The organism is Ferruginibacter sp., assembly GCF_028288465.1.
In the GTDB taxonomy this organism is placed as follows: domain Bacteria; phylum Bacteroidota; class Bacteroidia; order Chitinophagales; family Chitinophagaceae; genus Ferruginibacter.
In genome coordinates, this window is record NZ_JAQBNR010000021.1 from 1 (window position 1) to 20,379 (window position 20,379).

Annotated in this window: 20 protein-coding genes; 7 read left to right on the top strand and 13 right to left on the bottom strand. The window is 40.8% G+C overall.

Annotated features, from left to right (window positions below):
* On the bottom strand, window positions 1-241 hold a 241-nt coding region (locus JWR61_RS09185; protein ID WP_301927534.1), incomplete at its 3' end, for a hypothetical protein.
* Between the two features lie 101 nt (window positions 242-342).
* Between JWR61_RS09185 and JWR61_RS09190 the strand changes: the two genes are divergently transcribed.
* Together JWR61_RS09190 and JWR61_RS09195 are read left to right on the top strand one after the other, a co-directional pair.
* A complete protein-coding gene (locus JWR61_RS09190; protein WP_301927535.1) occupies window positions 343-486 on the top strand; it encodes a hypothetical protein in 144 nt (47 codons plus the stop codon).
* A gap of 334 nt (window positions 487-820) precedes the next feature.
* Complete coding sequence (locus JWR61_RS09195) at window positions 821-1,480, top strand: hypothetical protein (protein WP_301927536.1); 660 nt, start codon at window positions 821-823, stop codon at window positions 1,478-1,480.
* A gap of 206 nt (window positions 1,481-1,686) precedes the next feature.
* Here the strand turns inward: JWR61_RS09195 and JWR61_RS09200 are convergent, their stop codons facing one another.
* Both JWR61_RS09200 and JWR61_RS09205 read right to left on the bottom strand, forming a co-directional pair.
* The gene (locus JWR61_RS09200) at window positions 1,687-2,388 is read right to left on the bottom strand and encodes a hypothetical protein (protein ID WP_301927537.1); all 702 of its coding nucleotides are present in this window, start codon (window positions 2,386-2,388) and stop codon (window positions 1,687-1,689) included.
* Between the two features lie 637 nt (window positions 2,389-3,025).
* On the bottom strand, window positions 3,026-3,535 hold the full coding sequence (locus JWR61_RS09205) for a DUF4375 domain-containing protein (RefSeq protein ID WP_301927538.1): 510 nt from the start codon (window positions 3,533-3,535) through the stop codon (window positions 3,026-3,028).
* Window positions 3,536-4,346: 811 nt separating this feature from the next.
* On the opposite strand from JWR61_RS09205, the gene JWR61_RS09210 reads away from it, so the two are divergent.
* Window positions 4,347-4,817 (top strand): hypothetical protein, encoded by a 471-nt coding sequence (locus JWR61_RS09210; protein ID WP_301927539.1) that lies wholly within the window; start codon window positions 4,347-4,349, stop codon window positions 4,815-4,817.
* Between the two features lie 130 nt (window positions 4,818-4,947).
* On the opposite strand, the gene JWR61_RS09215 is transcribed toward JWR61_RS09210, so the two are convergent.
* From JWR61_RS09215 to JWR61_RS09240, 6 genes are all read right to left on the bottom strand, one after another.
* Complete coding sequence (locus JWR61_RS09215; RefSeq protein ID WP_301927540.1) at window positions 4,948-5,265, bottom strand: hypothetical protein; 318 nt, start codon at window positions 5,263-5,265, stop codon at window positions 4,948-4,950.
* Window positions 5,241-5,750, bottom strand: a complete 510-nt coding sequence (locus JWR61_RS09220) for a hypothetical protein (protein ID WP_301927541.1) — start codon at window positions 5,748-5,750, stop codon at window positions 5,241-5,243. The genes JWR61_RS09215 and JWR61_RS09220 overlap by 25 nt, the downstream gene beginning before the upstream one ends.
* A 28-nt stretch (window positions 5,751-5,778) precedes the next feature.
* A complete protein-coding gene (locus JWR61_RS09225) occupies window positions 5,779-6,237 on the bottom strand; it encodes a hypothetical protein (RefSeq protein WP_301927542.1) in 459 nt (152 codons plus the stop codon).
* Window positions 6,238-6,353: 116 nt separating this feature from the next.
* Window positions 6,354-7,379 (bottom strand): hypothetical protein, encoded by a 1,026-nt coding sequence (locus tag JWR61_RS09230; RefSeq protein WP_301927543.1) that lies wholly within the window; start codon window positions 7,377-7,379, stop codon window positions 6,354-6,356.
* A gap of 190 nt (window positions 7,380-7,569) precedes the next feature.
* Window positions 7,570-7,962 carry a DUF1398 domain-containing protein gene (locus tag JWR61_RS09235; protein WP_301927544.1) on the bottom strand — a complete coding sequence of 131 codons (393 nt, stop codon included), beginning with the start codon at window positions 7,960-7,962 and terminating at the stop codon, window positions 7,570-7,572.
* Between the two features lie 164 nt (window positions 7,963-8,126).
* Window positions 8,127-9,170: an NAD(P)-dependent alcohol dehydrogenase gene (locus JWR61_RS09240; protein ID WP_301927545.1), complete on the bottom strand. Its 1,044-nt coding sequence runs from the start codon at window positions 9,168-9,170 to the stop codon at window positions 8,127-8,129.
* A 681-nt stretch (window positions 9,171-9,851) separates the two neighbouring features.
* Here JWR61_RS09240 and JWR61_RS09245 point away from each other — a divergent pair.
* Window positions 9,852-10,697 (top strand): lytic transglycosylase domain-containing protein, encoded by an 846-nt coding sequence (locus tag JWR61_RS09245; protein ID WP_301927546.1) that lies wholly within the window; start codon window positions 9,852-9,854, stop codon window positions 10,695-10,697.
* Between the two features lie 151 nt (window positions 10,698-10,848).
* On the opposite strand, the gene JWR61_RS09250 is transcribed toward JWR61_RS09245, so the two are convergent.
* Entirely contained in the window at window positions 10,849-11,088 is a 240-nt protein-coding gene (locus JWR61_RS09250) for an ester cyclase (protein ID WP_301927547.1), read from the bottom strand.
* A 275-nt stretch (window positions 11,089-11,363) separates the two neighbouring features.
* Here JWR61_RS09250 and JWR61_RS09255 point away from each other — a divergent pair, with 275 nt between their 5' ends.
* A complete protein-coding gene (locus tag JWR61_RS09255) occupies window positions 11,364-12,770 on the top strand; it encodes an APC family permease (RefSeq protein ID WP_301927548.1) in 1,407 nt (468 codons plus the stop codon).
* Between the two features lie 42 nt (window positions 12,771-12,812).
* Here the strand turns inward: JWR61_RS09255 and JWR61_RS09260 are convergent, their stop codons facing one another.
* Window positions 12,813-14,273 (bottom strand): alpha-L-fucosidase, encoded by a 1,461-nt coding sequence (locus JWR61_RS09260; RefSeq protein ID WP_301927549.1) that lies wholly within the window; start codon window positions 14,271-14,273, stop codon window positions 12,813-12,815.
* A 393-nt stretch (window positions 14,274-14,666) separates the two neighbouring features.
* Window positions 14,667-16,862 carry an HAD-IIB family hydrolase gene (locus JWR61_RS09265; RefSeq protein ID WP_301927550.1) on the bottom strand — a complete coding sequence of 732 codons (2,196 nt, stop codon included), beginning with the start codon at window positions 16,860-16,862 and terminating at the stop codon, window positions 14,667-14,669.
* Between the two features lie 98 nt (window positions 16,863-16,960).
* Between JWR61_RS09265 and JWR61_RS09270 the strand changes: the two genes are divergently transcribed.
* Window positions 16,961-18,439, top strand: a complete 1,479-nt coding sequence (locus tag JWR61_RS09270) for a glycosyl hydrolase family 32 (RefSeq protein ID WP_301927551.1) — start codon at window positions 16,961-16,963, stop codon at window positions 18,437-18,439.
* A gap of 228 nt (window positions 18,440-18,667) precedes the next feature.
* Here the strand turns inward: JWR61_RS09270 and JWR61_RS09275 are convergent, their stop codons facing one another.
* The gene (locus JWR61_RS09275) at window positions 18,668-19,057 is read right to left on the bottom strand and encodes a DoxX family membrane protein (RefSeq protein WP_301927552.1); all 390 of its coding nucleotides are present in this window, start codon (window positions 19,055-19,057) and stop codon (window positions 18,668-18,670) included.
* Between the two features lie 298 nt (window positions 19,058-19,355).
* On the opposite strand from JWR61_RS09275, the gene JWR61_RS09280 reads away from it, so the two are divergent.
* Window positions 19,356-20,330 (top strand): bile acid:sodium symporter family protein, encoded by a 975-nt coding sequence (locus JWR61_RS09280; RefSeq protein ID WP_301927553.1) that lies wholly within the window; start codon window positions 19,356-19,358, stop codon window positions 20,328-20,330.
* Window positions 20,331-20,379 lie beyond the last annotated feature (49 nt).

The window sequence follows — 20,379 nt, forward strand, 5'->3', positions numbered from 1 at the left end:
CCCCCGGGTAGGTAAGGGAAAGCCGGGCAGTGTTTTGCGAAAAACTTTGCTTAAGCTCCTGTACCTTTTTATTGTTACGGATGCCCTCTTTCAGTTTTGCGAAACCGGCATCATCATATTCAATACCCGCAACAGCAATGCTCACTTGATTTTTTGTCCCGGTTTGCGCATATACTTTAACAACAGCCGGTAAAAATATGAACGCCGCTACAACCAATGTCCAGTTAAATTGCTGTTTCATGATAAAGGTTTTGGTAGCATTCAATGCAGCACGGCACTATTTTAATTGGGGCAGGAAGACGATATTAAAGTTAATAAATTTTTAAAAAAAAGGGTAGCTTATTGACAACTCTCGCTCGGCAGGTAGCGCACCCTGTTACGTTTAAAAACCTGCAGCTGGCTCAACAATACTGGTTGGGGGTTACTGCGGTGGGCAGCTACCAGCTGGAAGCGGTAAGCAATGCCATCAGCAGGGTTATACAATAGTTTTTCTTCCGGCATGAAGATGGAAGGAGTCGACTGTAATGGGTGGCTCTTTTTTTATTTGTGGGATGGTTTACAAATTTGTTTGGGTTGATTAATTGTAATTTGTACGAATAACAACTATGAAAAGATAACGTTGAAGATTGCTGAAATTAATGAGATAGCTGCTATTGTCATGGTAGGGCGTAAAAAAGTTGTAGCTTTTTGCCTGGTATATGGAATATGCAAATAGAGATTTTCAGCATACCTGCAAAACATATCTGTTAATTGTTGCTATATTTAGATTGAAAATAAAATTAATCAGCATCCCCTTACCTAAAACAACCTTCCCTTGATTATGCGAAAATATTTTGTACCCACCTTTGCCGTGTTTATTACTTTTGTTTGTATGGGGATGCAATGCAATAAGTCTTATGATTTTAGTTATACTTATAATTTTGTTGAAAAAGTAAATCTCTTCCCTGCTCAAAAAACATATAAAACCGGAGATACCATTTGGATACAGTATACCAATCCGGATAAAAAGCTGTTTGATAAAAATACCGGTCAACTAATCGCTGCAGATTCAGTTGCTTTGTCTTTTAACATAGCTTACCAAACACGTTTTGTAAAAACTTATAATCCTCCTGAGGGCTATTGTGATTTCATTTCGGCCAGTGGCATTAATGCAGATCGTACTTTATATGATAATAGCAGCAACCTTAACAGGCTTGCTTTATGTAATGCGGATAATACCCTTAATTTTAAAGTAGCCATTGTACCAAAGCAAACCGGCATATTCAGTCTATATCTTGCGACAGCAGCTGGAGGCGTAGCTGCCTGCGCAAACCGTAGTACCATATTTCCTTTTTCATCACTTCTCTATAAATTTAATCTTACAGATTGCAACAAAGATGTCTATCTGAGCATACCCGTAAATTCAAGAGGAGAATCACCCGCCGGAGCTACAGAAAGTTTAATAGATAGTAAACAGGTTTTTGTATTTAAGGTAGAATAGGCGGCTCATCCCGCCTTGTTGCCCCTGATAAATTTATGCAGTGTTAAACTTAGCCACATTCATTTTGAACCATAAAAATTGTTGCAGGCCTGGGAGCAAAAAGATTAAGCACTTTTCTGCGTCGGGATTTTGCGGTAACATATTTTGGTTTATTGAGATTAGGCAAATGCCCCGTCATGGCAGAATGCTTCAACGTCCGGCAGCCGCTATTCTTTCCCTATTTTGGGCGGAGTAAAATTAATATTCTCCATGTTTGGCGGAAAAAGAGTTTTGGTTGAGTCCCATTTTATTTCGTCAGAATGATAATCTTTTTCTTTGCTTTTTTTATATTGCAGCACAACGTTTTCTTCTTGTGTTGTTCGTCTAAAAGTCCAGCTAATGTGGTTAGCCTTATCACCAAAGACTAAAAATATTTTTGCAAGTCCGGAAGAAGCGATCGTATCGGTAACTGAAGCAACAGCAAATTGCCTGTCAGAATTATCAAGGTATTGAATATTGAATTTTATGAAGTCTTCTAAATTTTCAGCAGGAACTTCAACAATATCCTTTGGTTGTAAATCAATAAATGAGGGCGGTGTATTCCATTCCATTCCTGTCCCACAAAGCCAGCCTGATTTAATTCTTTGTTGATAGAAATAAATGTGTCCCCCTGGGTCAATAATAAAATTAGATGGAAAGTAATACTCTTTTACAGGTGGTGGTGGTGGCTGATTGCCTGTCATTTTAGGAAGAAGCATTGAGTCTGCCGGAACAATAAACACATTGTCAACTTTGCTCGCCGGCTGGTGGCAACCGAAAATAAGTGTCAGGCAAATTATAGTTATTGTCTTCAATATCATAGCATATATAGATGCTATTGTAGCGTGTTTCCATATAATTGCAGCTTGCTGTCCCGGCGGTGTTTTCACAGCTTAAGCCAACAATATGCATATGCTTTCAGGGAAAACCCGACGCCGGAAGCACTACTTTCTAAAAGAGGTAAGTCTCAATAGTTGAAGCGTGACTGCAAACTGTTTGCACCTCTTTCAAGGGGCGGGGTTTCACAGTTACAGTCTTATATTTGTTATTACTTCTGTGAAAACCCCGCCAGGACTAAATCATTATCCGAAGTGAACTTAGCAAAACTAATCTTTGGTGGTCCGGCGAGAAATGCTGTACAAAATCCTAGCACCCCTGTTTGTAGAAATTTTCTACGTGGTTGTTGAATAAGATTCATAATCGAAGTTTTAAGGTAAACAAGGTAACCAAATAATGCAGCAAATGAGGGTTTAAATTTTTGTGAAGCAGCTTACAATTGTTTGTATGTTTGAAAGTAGTAGGATCTCCAAAGCATAGCGCACAACGTCTACGACTTGCTGCTGTGCTGACATTTGAAACACGTTGCGCCAGGCAACTAAAGCCGATAAGTATTACTAAACTTGAAGATAATACAATTACCAAAAGTATTCGTGTCCCCTCTTACAAATGCTGATAGTGCCTTAATACCCATTGTTATTGCGTCGCGCCAGCATGGCAGCAAACCGCTTGTTGGCTGTACCCTTTTATTTACGTGGCGATAAAATCCAATTTGTGATTCCTAATATACTCCACTAGAATTCTTTGGAGGTCTTCATTCTTATTTAGTTCATAAAATTCGCTGTCAAATCTATTTAATGGATTGTCACTATATGATTTGCTAAATCCTTCTAGAGTGCCATTTTGATGCTCGGTAATTTTTGCATTTTCTATCCTATAAACTTCATTAGCTTTTGTTGTCAAATCTGAAAAATTTAAGGCTCCAACAAGATTTAAAGCTAATGGCGTCAAGTCAGCAAATTGCCCACTTGGGTTGTAATAAAATTGATTATAACCGCCATTATTTATTTCTGCTTCCAAACACCAAATTATATACACTGCTTGTTGAGATTTTGTCCACCCTAAAACCGTTTCATAATGTTTAGTATGGTCAGTCGGAAATTTTTCAATTAAATTGTCAAAAACAGTTTGTAAAAGATCATCATCCGAGGTCGTGTCAATTATTTCTGTTGTCAAGACCTTATGAATCGGTCTATTCATAAAATCTTCTATAGATTTATCGATCTCTTTGTAGAGTTTATTTTTCCCACTGCGTCGAAAGAATTTAAATAACGATTCAGACATTCTTATGGATATGAAAATTTAGGGAGTCGTCGTATGGTTACAGCCAACACACAAATAGATGATATAACATTTTACCAATTCAAAAAATCCGAATTATAAATCGATGGATGAATGTTATACATTTTGTATTGTTGTTTGTACAATACGTTTTTATAAATTGTCCGGTTTTGCCCATTCAGATTTACGTGGCTGATGCACATAAAAAGAACGTGCAGGCCACAAACGAACAGTAGTATTTATTATCATGGAAAAGTTGTTTAGGGTTAAAAATTGATTGCCGGGATATAAGAAGTAAGTGGCGAACAATGTACACTAAAAATAAACACCAAAATAAAACTTTACGTAAACGTGCCTTTTATTTTGGTAAACCCACAACCGCTAAAATAAAAGCTCCTCAACGGTATTCAGTACAAGGGTGCGACGCCAATGAAGCTGCACATGGCAAAGACGTTCGGACAATATTGTATTTAAAACCTCTGGGTTCGGCAATAATGGGCGTTGTACGTCAGCAAAAGCCATTCGTACGCAGGATTCAGCCATTTGTTTGTATGCATTGGGCTGTTGTTTGTCAGCAAAAGTGATTTTTTTGCTTTTGACCATCAATAAAAGTATCACTTTGGGGTATTGACAATGGCAGGCAGTCAGGGTAATTTCGTTAGGTCATATTTTTTGATAACCGGCCCTGGCCTGCAATTCAAAAAAATCAATTCACAAAAAAACTTTTTTTATGAGCACAACAATTCCAGCCTTTCATGCTTCCGGATTTTCCAGGGCGAAAGGCAAAGGCGATGTATTTATTGACAGCCGGAAAGATGCGGCATCATCCGGCATTTTTCATATTGAGATGGATGTTCATTTTGATCCTGCCGGTGCAGATAATTATCCCGCCGGTTCGCTGTTAATTAAAACGGACATGAGTGATGGTGCAAAGGGTGTTTTTATTGCTTCTTCAATTGAATTAATCAACTCGTACGGCAAACATACCCCCACCATTTACCTTACCGGGCAATGTAAATCGGACGCAGCCGCCGCCGTACCCTTACGTGGTTGCAGGTATTGGGTAATGGTAGCCAATAATTCAAGAGAAAATAAAGGTACGCCTGATATAGTGGGGTTTTGTATACACGACAGGAATGGTAACCGTGTTGCTTATGGCACCGGGCCCTTAAAAGGTGACATTGTTGTTGCGCCTAATTAAGACAGCTGTTTTCATTTATTTGTAAGGTAGTCCATTTTGTTACACGGATGTGCCAGTCGGACCCCGGGTGGAAGCGTTTACACCCACCACGGAAGCAGCAATCGGATAATTCATGTACGATACCATGAGATTATTGTACGACAGCAGCGTAATGTAATAGTTTTCCTTTGTCATCTATTCCTTCTATTGTTATCCTGAAATTTTTTGCGCTGGAAAAGTTGGAGAAAGAAAAATGTAAGTTGCCATTGGTATCAGTACCGATATCCGGGTTCCAGTACAACGTTCTTGCGGTGTTTTTGATATTGTTTGATGTGTTGCCGTGACCGGGTGCATAAAATTCGCGGGTGATGGAATAGCCATTATAAATAAAAGCCGTTTTTCCTTTTGTAGAGAAGCTCCTATAACGTATAGCCTTACCCTTTTTTAAATACACGGCAATTGTACCCAAACGTCCCCCGTTGTTTGGGGCCATTGCAAAAGGCGGAGGTATGTATCTAACCAGGGCAATACTTTCCAACGGAATTTTCTTAAAGCTTCGTAAGAAACAAGCACTTCATTTATATAAAAAAAGGGCCCGGCCTGCTGTTCATCCGGCGTGGCAGAAATAGCTGTTTCGGTGTTTACCGAACGGGAAAAGAACCGGGGATTTTTTTCGTTTCCACCAACACCTACTGACGGCATATATTTTTTTAGAAAACTATAAAACCCGGGAATGGTTGGAAAAGAATCGTTGATCATATCAACAGTATAGGTATTTGTTGTTTTAAAATATCCGCTGGTATACTTTTTTATAAGATCGCTTGTTGAGGTCGTATCAACCGGGTTATGGTTGCGTGCTGTTTGTTTTACAGGTTGCCTGTGCTCATTTTGTTCTTTTTTGAACCGGCTCTTCCATTCGTTTGAAGTAAGCAATTCCTGGTTGTGCAGTGGCAAATTTAAAGTTGCAACCTGTATTATACTGTCAATTGAAGACGTTGTAAAATTTCACCCTGATTCCTGAAGTGTCAATACTTTTATCTGCCAATGCCCAATTAAAATATACAGAAGACTTTCCGGAAAAATTGTAATTCTCTAATACAAATTTTCCGGTACTGTCTGGCCTTACATAGCCTGCATAACTTGATGAATCTGGTGTTTCAACAAGTATGTTTAAAGCAAAAAGGTTCTTATCTTTTATTTTTGAATAGTTTGTTATTTCTCCTGCTGCATACAAATCCTGCTCTGCTTTATAACGCAATGCAACAGGCTCATGATTCAGTACCTGTTGCCATTTAAAACGCCTCCATCCATTTGTTTGCATAATAAGATCAAGTGCTTTTAACGTGCTGTCACTGGTATTATTAAAATAGTAACCGGGATTGTGTATATACCCCTTGAGTTCTGAACTAAGAAAAAAGTTGGAGTAAATATTTCCCTGCAAATCATCCTGCGCATCTTTGTCTGCATCGGTAACGGCGACAGCATAGCTGCCTTTTTTTACCTGCCCTCCATCTGCGGCTAAAAGTTTTACAGTATAGCATAATTTGTTTTTTGCATTTACAGCAACGCTATCCTTTTGTACATTGCACTTAGCACATCTTTATTATTGTTGAAAAAAAGCCGTTCCACCAACGGCTTTTTTTCGCTGCTGTCAAAAATTGTTAGGCGAAGAATACCGGTACCAAAACCTGTCTTAGGGATGGTGAACACATTCTTTCTGCGATGGATCTCTAACGGAAAAGTTGCCACCCTGCCATTATTCTGGCAGACAGCAAGCATAAGTTTTTTATAATTGGCAAACTCACTTCCTTTATAGTTTACGGACAAATCAAAAGAATCTGCCTGGTTACTTACATGTATTGAAATGCCTTCTTTGCCGGATGCGGGCAATTCCAAACGCTTCATGCTGCTGTCAGGGAAATGTACATAGGCGCTGTAATGCAAACCAGGGAATGCTGTTATATCAAACTCTCCCATTCCATCATGAAATGTTTTAAGCAACGCAACTACTTTTTGATTATCATCTTTTATTTCTCCGTAAACTGCAGCAGGCATACCAAACTGGTCTGTTGTTTTAAAAGCGATATGGCATACATTACTGTCAACAATAGTACCTCCTTCCGGAAAAAATTGGATGTTATATTCCGGCGATTGCTTCTTGTATTTTACTTGTTCCTCCGCATCATTCATATTTTTTATGAAGATGGTTTTTTCAAAAAGGGGCGCTTCAAAGTTCAGCATCCATGCAGTAAATGCCCGTAAGGTATAATTGGCGGTTTCAAGAGAATCCGGCAATTGGATATCCCCTTTACCATTGCTAAACAGCAGTGGCAATTTATTCAGCAACACAATATGGCCTTTGTCATTTACAAGTTGTACATAGGCAATCTTGCTAATGCCGGAAGGCATATCATATGCCGTACAAAACACTTTATACCAAATGGTTTCGCCTGTTGCATAAACAGCGCCATCTGTTTGCAGGTAAATTTTTTCGCCGGGATATTTATTGTAATAATCAAGTACTGCAGATTGAAGATCACCAGGATAATGGTCGCTTATAAATGAGCAAAAAACCAGGGACATAACAATGATGTAGCGGTTATAACAGATTATATGAATACTGAAAATAAAGGGAATTTATATATTTACATCATCTGATTTGATTGACCCAATACATATTCTTTAATAAGCTTCCATCAATCAGCATACCCCGGATATGTCCTCCTTAAGGCAGGAATGTTAGTAACCCGTAACCTCACCGGCTAATAAAAACTCAGGGAGTTGGAATGTTTTCTTTCAGCATTGTACTGTTTAATTTATCGTAGTAGGTACAAGTCATCAGGCTCATATCAACCGTCCATTTTTCCACGCCGGTTGCTGCTGCGTTATTGCAGAAGGTTGGGTAATCGGTTTGTCCTCTCTGGTGGCTTTTTAAAAAATGTTTGAACCTTTCTTTATCGCTGATATTTGCGATGGTTAGTGTAGCATATTTGCGTTCAGATTTGATTTCGTACTTGTCATTTCCGAAATATACAGTACGACCATTGCTGACGTAGGTGTTATATTTTTTAACACCGAGCTTAATCAGCTCCTGTATATACTTTGGAAAATCTGCACCGGTTTTAACTTTCGCATGCGCCTCTTTAATTTCTTTCAAATCAAACATTCTTTATTCTTTTTGTTTGGACAAATTTAAGCAAGTATTGCAGAGCAGATAAGAACAGCCCTTCAAAAGCTTTGCATCAGGAAAGCTCCAAAAGCACAGGCCCAACGCAAAACTATTGTGGCCGGCGCAGGGCCGGCCACAATAAGTAACAGCTTTTTTGAATGTTATAAGGTTGCCATGTCAATTACGAAGCGATATTTCACATCTCCTTTTAGCATACGTTCATAGGCTCCAGTGATGTCTTTTATATCAATCATTTCTATGTCGGAAACGATGTTGTGTTCAGCGCAATAATCAAGCATCTCCTGAGTTTCGGGCAAACCACCAATACCCGACCCTGCCAGGCTTTTTCTGCCGCCAATAATAGCGAAAGCCGAAATGGGGGAAGGCTCGGAAGGTGCACCCACGCAGATCATCACGCCGTTGGTCCTTAACAATCCGAGATAATCATTGATATTGTGTTTGGCAGAAGCGGTATCCAGGATAAAATCAAAACTACCCATTGCAGCCTTAAATTGTTGCTCATCTTTTGTTACCACAAACTTATGCGCCCCCAATTTTTTTGCATCCTGTTCTTTTTCTGGTGAAGTACTCAACACCGTTACTTCAGCACCAAAAGCTACCCCAAATTTTACGGCCATGTGTCCCAGTCCGCCGAGACCTACTACAGCCAGCTTATGCCCCTTGCCTACCTTCCAGTATTTCAAGGGAGAGTACGTGGTAATGCCTGCACATAATAAAGGAGCTACGGCGGCAAGGTGTAATTTATCGCTGATGCTTAGTACAAAATCTTCGTGCACCACGATAGTATTGGAATAGCCGCCATAAGTAGGTGTTTTCTTATCCTGCTCAAGGCCATTGTAGGTTTGGGAGTTGCCATTTAAGCAGTATTGTTCAAGACCTTCCTGGCAATTTTCGCAGGTACGGCAGCTGTCAACAAGACAACCTACGCCTACCAGGTCGCCCACTTTGTATTTTTTTACATGGGCTCCCACTGCTGCCACCTTACCCACTATTTCATGCCCCGGAACCATCGGAAAAATACCGGGAAACCAGTCATTCTTAATTTGATGCAGATCGCTGTGGCAAACTCCGCAGTACATAATATCAAACTGAACATCATGTTCACCTACATCACGACGCTCAAAACTCCATGGCGCCAGGTCTGTTTCCGGTGATTGTGCTGCATATCCTTTTGTTGTAATCATAAATAAAAAGTTTGTTTCGTTTTAAGTGAACGCATATTACAACAGTAAAGTGAAATAGTTGCGTTTTTTATTGGATTCTGCAGGCGTGGAGCCAGGAGTATTATTTATTGAAAACAATTAAAAATGTCACAACAATGCTATTTTAAAACTATATCTATACATAGTGGCTAAGGGGTTATGATAGCTGTTTTCCTGGCATTCTTAAATCAGCAGTTTTTGTACGAAGTACGAACCCGCAGGTCCAAAAAAGACTTTAATTTTCCAGTCCTGTCACGGTAATCCTGAAACTTACAAACAAACAAATTTATATATCATTTCCGGTTTCCGGCGCTTATTGAGAGAAATTGATTGTTTTACAATGAATTACAAAGAATAGAGCCAAATTTTACATCATTTGTCCATTTTACTGACAATTTTTCGGTGTGGAAAAGTTAATAAGCTGAAAGCAATGTATTTATATATTAATTAAATCCTTACCAGCCCATTTATGCCTGTTTTCGCACAAACTAGCCCTATTTTTGCCTTGCATCAGCCGTACAAAAATGCTTACAAAACTGCCATATTCATAATGGCACTGATTAACCCGAACACCAATATTTAATATCCTCCAACACTTTACCGAAAAACTGTTTAAAGAGAAACCCGGTTTCCTATGAGTATTTCTTTACTAAAAACAGTACAATGAAGACAACGACAATACGCAGAGAAATTGGTCTGCTGAGTATGCTGGTGCTTTTGTTATTCCAGGCTCATACTCAACCGCAAACTGAATTGCTGTTAGCTTATTTGCCGCACGATTCTGTAACAATTAAAACGACCGTAAACAATCAGCTTGCAGCTATTCCTTTGCAACCTGCGGTACGAAAATCTGTTGATCAGTATCTTGATGAAAATGCGGAGATGCTCGACATCGTTAAGAAGCAGAACACTGCCAATTTTAAAACCATTCGCAAGGTCTTGCTTAAAAGCGGCCTGCCTGCTGGTTTATTATACCTTGCAATCGTAGAATCTGAATTAAAAAACAGTGCTACTTCCAACGCCGGTGCTGCGGGCATCTGGCAATTGATGCCTGAAACTGCCCGGACATTTGGTTTAAAAGTGAATGGCAAAACAGACCAGCGCAGGGACGTATATAAAAGTTCTGTAGCGGTAACTGGCTACTTTAATGAGTTATACAAACAATTTGATGACTGGTTATTGGTAGTGGCGGCATACAACTGCGGTGCAGGAAAGGTATACAAGGCAATCAAACAATCGGGCAGCCGTGAGTTTTGGAAAATGCAACGTTTTTTGCCAGCTGAAACAAGCGCCCATGTAAAACATTTTATAGCTACGCATTTTTATTACGAACAAAATGGAAGTGAGGTGACGTTAACAAAAAAAGAACGAAATAAGTACCTGGCTTCGTTGAATGATGTAGCGGTTAAAACGACTGCAGCTCCATCTCCCGCAACAGTTGACCAACCTGCGGATCGTATTACAACTGACAAACCAGCAGTTGAATTGATAGCAGAGTTGAAAAAATAAAATTAGCTCCGATATAATAATTTGAAAGAGCAATTGCGTTGATGCAGTTGCTCTTTTTTTATTTTGTTCAATTCATTAACTGCTGAATGCAAAATGTACATGGATATGTGTTGAAATAAGTCTTTAGTAAAACTGATGATTCAACCCAATTCTATTGCCGCGGGATCAATCCCAGTTGTTGCATAAATGCTAAGTTATCAAGAAAGTCTCTTTCTTCTGCAATCTTTCCACCAGCCATGCGAACAAGGGTTACCCCATCTATATCAACTTTTTTAAGTGTTGCCGGAATGCCGAAGAACAGGCCGGTACGTGTTCCCTGGAAGTTCCAGTGCTTTACCAGTTTGTTGCCCATTCCAAATACATCTTTAAGGATGATTGTTAGTAAGAACAATTGCGATGGGTGAAATGGTTGTCTAATCGAATGTTGGTTTGAGTAATAAAATAATTTGCAGGAATCGGTTGAACACCGTGCGGAAGATAATTAGAAAATTGCGAATAAATGTGTAAGCTGTTGCGTTAGCTGCACCGGGTGTTGAGGGCAGAAACTATTGCAAAACGGTTTGCCTAAAGACCATATCCCTGCTTCTGGTGCTATAAAAGAAATGAGGTTATTGTAAAAAAATCACGTGCAATATTATTATCTTCCGTTAACTAAAATCATACTGCATGCAATCATCCGACCAGTTAAAGCGCTCGCTTGGATTACCCTTTGTTATTGTACTGGTAGCGGGGAATATAATAGGTTCAGGTGTATATAAAAAAGTGGCTCCCATGGCAGCTGAATTACATTCACCGGGCTGGGTGCTTATTTGCTGGGTATTAGGTGGCATCATCAGTTTAATGGGTGCATTGAGCAATGCGGAAGTGGCAGGTTTACTGGCCGGCACCGGCGGCGAATATGTGTACTATAAAAAAATCTACAACAAGTTTTTCGCCTTCCTTTTTGGCTGGTCCTTGTTTACCATCATTCAAACAGCGGCTATCTCCTCGCTGGCTTATGTGTTCGCAGAATCATTAAACAGTATTATTGCGTTGCCGGATGTGTTGCCGCAATGGGCTAGTGTTAGTATTGGTGGCGTGTTTCATCCGTTTACCGATTTGAATGTAAAGCTGACCGCCATTGTGCTGATTGTTTTATTAACCTGGATCAACAGCGCGGGTATTAAGGCCGGTGCCGGATTTAGCACAGCTTTAATTATCCTGATACTGGCGGGTATACTCCTGATAATCGTCTTTGGGTTTGCCAGTCCGCACTCCAGCATCAGCAGTGTGTTTGATTTAAAAACGACCGATGGTTCTACGGTAACTTTCAGCGCCGTGTTTACGGCTATGCTGGCAGCATTCTGGGCATACCAGGGCTGGGCTTCCACGGGATTTGTAGGTGGCGAAATAAAAAATGTAAACCGTAACCTGCCGCTCGGCATTGCCATTGGTGTTTTAATTGTGATTGTTATTTATCTGCTGGTAAACACAGCGTATCTATCCTTGCTTCCTGTTCAAAGCCTGGAGCAAATTCATGATGCAGGCAATAAAATTGCAGCCGTTGAAGCGGTACGTGTATTCGGTGGTAATACCGGGGTACTGCTGATTTCCCTGCTGATTTGTGTTACTACGCTGGGCTGTACTAATGCAACCATTTTGGTAAGTTGCCGCCCCTATTTTGCCATGGCCCGGGAAGGTGTATTTTTTAAATCGGTTGCCAAACTGAACAAAGCACAGGTGCCCGGCAATTCTTTAATGTACCAATGTGTATGGGCCATCCTGTTGATTTTTTCCGGCACCTTTGACCAGCTGACAGATATGATTATTTTTGCCGTTTTTATTTATTATGGCGCTACTACGCTCGGCGTTTTTATCTTAAGAAAAAAGATGCCAAACGCCCACCGTCCTTATAAAGTATGGGGCTACCCGGTTGTGCCGGGCATTGTTATATTGTTTTGCGCTGCCCTGTTTATCAATACCATTATTGCCCGCCCGAGAGAAGCCGTAATCGGGATGGTACTGATGTTAACTGGTGTTCCATTGTACTGGTGGTTTCAGCAAAAAAGAAAAGGTGAAGGTGAGATTGAATAAACGAAACGTCACTTTTTTATGCTATAAAAATATCTTACATGATCAGTTACTCACTTTTACAACCCATACATAATCTGTAACGGACTTTAACGAAGCAGGTAAATTAATCTCCACTCCATTTTGTTGTTGCTTCCATGACAACCTGGATTTACTTCCCAGCAGTTGCAGCCTGGCTTTTTTAGAAAACTGAATTTTAGTAAGCAGCTGCTTTGTTTCCGGGAAATTAAAAAAGAAGATGTATTGCGTTGTGCCATCCTTGGATTGTGTATACCGGATAGATTCTCCTTCGCTAAAACTGGAAAAGATGCGGCTGCCATAAATGGCTTCCCCGTTTACCTTCATCCAGGCACCAATTTCTTTTAATCGCTGGTAGGCATTGGGATCTAATTCACCATCCGGACCGGGGCCGATATTCAATAAATAGTTGCCGCCCTTGCTTACAATATCTACGAGCTTTTCAATGATTTCATTGGCAGTTTTATAGGTGTCGTTGGGTACATAACTCCAGCTGTTGCCCATCGTCATGCAGGTTTCCCATGGATAAGGCAGGCCGTTTTCCGGTATGTGCTGTTCGGGTGTAAGATAGTTTTGTTGTTCGCCCGGTACGGCCCTGTCTACCACAATTAACTTTGGTTGTTTGGCCCTTGCCTCCTTTACCAGGCGTACCATATCAATATCCTGGCTCTGCGGATTGCGCGCCCACCTGGAGCCTTCAGATGTATCAGAGAGGTAGCGTTTAATTTCTTCATCTGATGTTTTTCTCACCTGCCCGCCATCCAGCCAAAGAATATCCACCTTACCATAATCACTCATCAGTTCATTGATTTGGTTGTGCGTAAAGTCAGTAAACTTTTTCCATTGTTCAGGATATTTTTTGACTGAATAATTCGGGTTACGATCCGCTGCCGGAAATTTTTTCCACCAGTAAAAGTCGCTGTGCCAGTCAGGCTTGGAGAAATAGGCGCCGATCCAGAAATGCTCTTTCCTGAAAGCCGAAAATATTTCTTTGGTAACATTGCTCCTCGGGTTGGCAGCAAACGGTGTTTTAGGATCGGTGATTTTATAATCGGTGTACTTCGTATCAAACATCGAAAAACCATCATGGTGTTTGGTGGTGAATACCATGTATTTCATACCGGCATCTTTGGCAGCAGCAGCCCATTTTTCGGGGTTAAATTTTATCGGATTAAAAGTAGTTTGCAAATTTTCATATGCCTTAACATAGTCGTTGTAATTGTCCGCTATGCCCGGTTTTCTGCCACCCGTTGCCCAGCTTAAATCTTCCGGGCAAATGCTCCAGCTTTCCACCACACCCCACTGACTGTAAGGCCCCCAATGCATCAACAGTCCAAACTTTAAATCTTTCCATTCTTCCAGGCGGTGCTGTATAGCCGTATCCGTATCGGGATAATATTCCTGGTGCTGAGCCTGCGCACATTGAATACCGATTATGCTTGCTGCTAAAATAAAAACGACTAAAAATAGCTGGCGGGTGAGTTTCATAAAATAAATGAAATAGATAATGATTGATTGAAATTGCCTGCTGTAAATGTATTGATAATTTGAATTGCCGGGCCCGCAATCATGAGCAAGCTAAATTTGCGCTGCAATAAATTGGACAGAATTTATTTAACCTTCTTAAGTTCTTTTTTAACGCCCCACGCAAAATGCCAGGCATGCAAAATGCTTCCATCGTTCTTCGTTTCAAATTCTATTTGTTGGTCGGTGCCATTGGCAAAAAAGAACCTTTTATCTAACTCCGGGTCAGATTAAACTATTACTGTGACATCATCGTCTGTATAACGTACATGCATGCTGACAAGCCTGGGAAATAACCTATCACAGCCCGACTGAATGAATATTTTTAACCGAGAATTTTTATTGGTGCAAGGCTGATTAGTTTTTACTCCCCAGCAATTGCTCTTTGGCAATGTGATGATGGATGCCCTCAAGCACGCCGGTGCCCATTGGGTTTTTTGTAAAATAAATGGAATGGTATTTTTTAAGGTCTTCCATCTCTGCACTGTAATTAGAGACCACTATGCCTTTGGCTTTTCCCTTCAGCATGTCTTTATCGTTGCCGCTGTTACCGGCGGTTATAAAATGTTCCAGCGGCATTTTCCATTTGTAACTAAGATAGCGTACGGCGCTGCCTTTACTGGCACGAAATGGCAGCAGGTCGAGGTATTTATTATCGGTGAGCAACACCCTGGCACGCAGCTTATGATCATCTAAAAATTTATACAGGTCGGCCATCGCATCTTCGTCAAAATGAGCGTCTACATAATAGCTTAATTTAAACCGCCATTGCGCCGCTTCTTCCTGCAAATAAATACCGGGGAATTTTTCCAGCGCCGCTTGCAGTTCTTTTCTTTTCCACTGGTAATTGATATGGCTTTCCCAACCCTTGTCGGGAATAAATTTATCGGTATAAAAAATTTCAGAGCCGGCTGAGCAGATCAAGATATCGGGTTTTGGCAAGTCGTATTGCGCAAAGGCCTGTTCCGTGATATACCTGTTTCTTCCGCTGGCGATGCCGAATACTACCTTTCCTTTATTGTCGGCAATCCATTGTGTAAATTCTTTCAGCCCTTTGGAATCGTCCCCTTCTACCAATGTTCCGTCCAGGTCAGAAATGATGAACAGTTCTGCATTGGCCAACTTTTTTCCATAGGCCGTTTTGTGGGACAGGCTGCCTTCTTCTGTATTTTTTTTCTGAAAGAGTTCGTTGAGCAGTTCGATGTATTTATTGGCATAGGACGTCCATGAATACAACTGGTTGGCACCAACAATTCCGTTTGTAGAATACTTTTCCCATACCTGGCTGTCCGAAATAATTTTTTTGAGCGCCTCTGCAATCGCCTTTGGGTCTTCAACATCTACCAGCAATCCATTATCACATTGTTCAAGTATTTCTTTCGGGCCGCCGGTGGGCGAAGCGATAATGGGCAAACCGCAAGCGGCGGCTTCCACGATGGTAAGTCCGAAATTTTCGCCAGGTGTTGCGTTCACAAATACGCCCTTTTTGCGGGCAGCCACCCGGTATATTTCGGGTACTTCCAGCTTGGGATCGTTCTTTTTTGGAATGGCCATTTTGCCGTACAGGTCGTACTTATCCAGCAGCAATAAAAGGTTGGTAAGAATATCTTTTTCATCATCCGGCATCTGTGAAATGTCTTTTCGTACACCCGCAAAAATAGCGAGGTTCGCCATTGCCTGCAACTCCTTATCCTGGCCATAGGATTGTATAATGGCTTCGAAATTTTTACGCTTGTCTGCACGGCCGATAGACAATATCAAGGGCTTGGCGGGATTAAATAAAAACCGTTCAATATCAGAATTGATGCGGTACAAAGCCTGCTCCTGCTCCATCGACATTTTAAATGAAGGCATATCCAGCCGGTAAAATGGATAGAACAATTCATCATTCACTCCCGGGGCAATTACCTTAAATTCAGCGGTATTCACATTATCGTATAAAGCATACTGCGTATCGATGATATGCTGTGTACTTACTACCATAACATCCGCTGCTTTAAGCAGGTTTTCCTCCACAGCAATGCGCCTCGCCATGTTAAACTTTTCCTCAATTTTTTCTTCCGTCATACCTTCCTGCAACAGGATATTTTTTTTGTTGCGCCCCAGTGAATGACCGGTTGCCAAAAAGGGGATACCGAATATTTCGCTTATTTGCCCGGCGAGGTAATTACCATCCGCATAGTGCCCATGTACGATATCAGGAAAGTCTGCTTCTTCATCAATAAAGCGGATTGTTTTATCAATAAATTCATCCAGGTAATCCCACAGCGTTTCCTTTGGCCTGTACATGTTGCCACCACAGGCCATTCTGATGATACGGGCTTTTTCATTCACCACCTCCACCTCTTTTTCATAGGAGGAAGACACCCGCTTATCAATGATTTTGCGGGTGAATAAATCTACCTTTCGTACCTGCGGATGAAGCGAAAGATGCTCAAGCATTTCGAGCACATATTTCACCTGGCCACCTGTATCTTTATCTCTACCGATCTCCGGGTCGTTGAAACGGATGAGCCCATGAGGGCTGTATAACTGTATATAATATTCTTTCATAATTATAGGCGGTTAACATTGGCTTAACAATTGTTTCTACTCACCAAAATCAGTCCAAAGGAGGATTTTTACATTTTTTTTAAACGTAAAAAAGGGTTATGTATTCAGGCTCAGGTTTTAGTGATTGGGAAATTGGGGATATCACAGTGATACTTAATAAAGGGATATATCATTTATTTCACCTCATTATCCCCAATCACGATTATATTGCCCATGCGGTATCAACAGATGGTATATCCTGGAGAAGGGTAAACAACGCCTTGTTTGTGGGACATCCCGGTGAATGGGATGACGATATGTTGTGGACCATGCACGTAGTGGAAGTGAATGATACATTTGAGATGTATTATACAGGCCTGCAACGAAAAGACCGTGGGGTAGTTTCAAGAATTGGCTTTGCAGAATCCAATGACCTTATCAACTGGACAAAGAATCGTAAAAGCATTTTCCCCATAGAACCCAAAGGTATTTTTTATGAAACCAGTAAGACCAATCCCCGCACATGGCTAAGTTTCCGTGATCCTTTCCGGTTTGAATATAAGGGAGAAGTTTACCTGCTGGTTGCAACGCGGACCATTGCCGGGCCTGTGTCAAGAAGAGGTTGTGTAGGGATGGTAAAAATTACGAACGATGTTTTTGAACTGATGCCGCCATTGTTATACCCCATGATGTATGATGATATTGAATGCCCCTGTGTTTTTGAATTGAACGGACGATTTTATTTACTGGGATCTATCCGCGAAGATATAAAAGTGCGCTATTGGTTTGCCCCGGATTTTTTTGGAGAGTACCATTCTTTTAACGCCGATGTAATACTGCCGCAGGGAAACTATGCTGCCCGTACGGTGCAGGATGGAACGCATTTACTGGTATTCAATTTCTTTTATGCCTATGGCAAGATCAATGCATTGCGGGTGTTGCCCCCACCCAAGGAATTAGGCACGGATGCAGAGGGACGGCTGCTGTTAAAAAGTTATTACCGCTGGCAAGAAATGGTACAACAAACAATTGCTCAGCCCTACTTTACAACGGTTAAAAAAATACTGGGCAACCCCACCGCCTCCTGCATTATTGAAGCGGACAAATGGCTTTGTGGTGCCCGCAGCGGGTATGAAATCTTCTGCTTTGAAAAGCCGGTTGAAAATTTTATCTGGGAAGGGATATTGACTGTGGAAGGGATGGGTAAGTTTGGACTGGTAAGTGACATTGATGCCGATGGCAACGGTTATTTTATTTCGTTTGATATGATGAACGGCCTGGTTAAAATACGTACGTGGGGATTCAATCCGCTGAATACAAGAGAAAATTTTATTTTTCACGATATACAGTCGGGCGTTTTTAAAACCAATGAAAAAAAGTCCTTCCATTTCGTCCTCATCCGCTATGGCAATTATATCGAATTGTCGATAGATGGTGTCGTAAAACTTACGTTAATGGACTATACATTCTCTGGTAATCTGATCGGCTTGTACTCGGCTTCGTCCTTTATTTGTCTGCAGGGGTCAACAGTAAAGACATTGCCCAAAACCGAAGGTGAATACGCCAGCCAGGAAGAAACACAAAAGCTTACAGACTGAAACTGGTGAGTGGTCAGTGGTGAATGGTGAATAGTCAATGGTGAATTGTTAATGGTGAATTGTCAATGGTTCACTATCCAGGAATCAATCTTCACCGTACGGTTAACATAACTTAGGTTGTTCCACTGGGTAATAATAACAAATAGTGCAGGCATGCTAAACGATGCAGAGGCAAAGAACTATCGGAACAGGATTGCCGGATTTATTTTTAACATAGTATCGGATACTTCAAACGACGGGCTTTTTTACAAACATGGGTTTATAATATTTCCAGTAGGCAAATCCCAAAAACACGTTGGGCACTATCAGAAAAACACCCATCAGCCATCCGGATGGCACGAGAATGGTATGAAACAACAATACATTTAAACTGATTGGAAACAATGCTACCGCAGAAAAAGCGGCATAGCGGTTAATGAGCAACGAAATGCCTCCCGCTATCTGTATTGATTTAATCATCGGGTAAAAATAACCTACACCTTTTAGCCCTTCTTTAAAAGCCTCTACCCTGCCCGTATGCATGGGCTGATAAGGAATAAAGTGCAGGAAATAATCCAGTCCGAAAACCAGGTAAATAAATCCCAGCAGGATGCGTAAAATCATTGTCGCATTTTTCATAACAGTATATTATTGATGTCTATTTTATTTGGCGTACATCAGTAAGCAATATAATTCTTGCAGGCGGCCTGAAAAATATTTTTTTTAAGATTCAGTTCTCTAATTAAAACGATCAGTGTTGATTGAAGTAGTAAAACGAGTTAAAACAACTGCAGGTGCAGCATGCACTTTGGGTGCGTTCAGTCCAGCCTGCAAATCGATCACAAGCACATTTTGCGGTATACCATGCAAATCAAGACACTTAAATTATCTTGCACCTTTATTTGCATTTTCAAGAGCGTTCATTTGAACAGTATGTATGAAGGGTAAACTGGTTGACAATTTTATAATAGCATTATTTACGGTTGTATTGATGGCTTATGTTTTGCCTTACCCCGGTACCAAAGAAAGTCATTTGCACCTGGATACGATTGCCGATATCGGGGTATCCGTGATCTTTTTATTTTACGGCCTTCAATTGGGGCCTGAAAAGTTAAGAGCGGGCCTGGTGAATACCCGCCTGCACCTGGTGATTCATATTGCTACGTTTATACTTTTCCCCTTAATCATTCTTCTTTGCAAGCCGTTATTTGCTACGGCATTTTTAGCACAGGTATGGTTGCCATTTTTCTTTCTGGCTGCATTACCTTCCACGGTTTCCTCTTCGGTGGTGATGGTATCAATTGCAGGCGGCAATATTCCCGCAGCTATTTTCAATGCCAGTATTTCAAGTTTACTGGGCATATTTGTTACACCCATCTGGATGAGCTTTTTTATCAATCATCAAACAGGTGATGTGGGGCTTGGCCATGTGATTGGAAAATTATTGCTACAGGTATTGCTGCCTGTTGTGGCAGGTTTACTGCTGCATAAAAGATTGGGCACATGGGCCGCACAGCACAAAAAACGATTGAAGTTATTTGACCAGTCGGTGATATTGCTGATTGTATATTGTTCGTTCAGTGAATCGTTTTATACAGGCGCCTTTAAAAATTTTTCCATGTACGCTTTGGCATTGCTGTTGCTGATGGTGACTGTTTTATTTTTTCTTGTGTATGGCATTATAACGATCGTTTCAAACGGTCTGCATTTTAGCCGGCAGGATCGTATCACAGCTACTTTTTGTGGTTCTAAAAAATCACTTGTGCATGGTTCTGTTATGGCTAAAGTATTGTTTGCCAGTTCAGCCAATCTAGGGTTGATATTGCTTCCTCTGATGTTGTTTCATGCGGTGCAGTTGTTTATTGTAAGTATAATAGCAGGAAGGATGAGCAGGACGGGCAGCAATATTTAATACGTTTTTCTTTTCGCGGTTATTGAGCTTTATTAACAGTTATATTGCA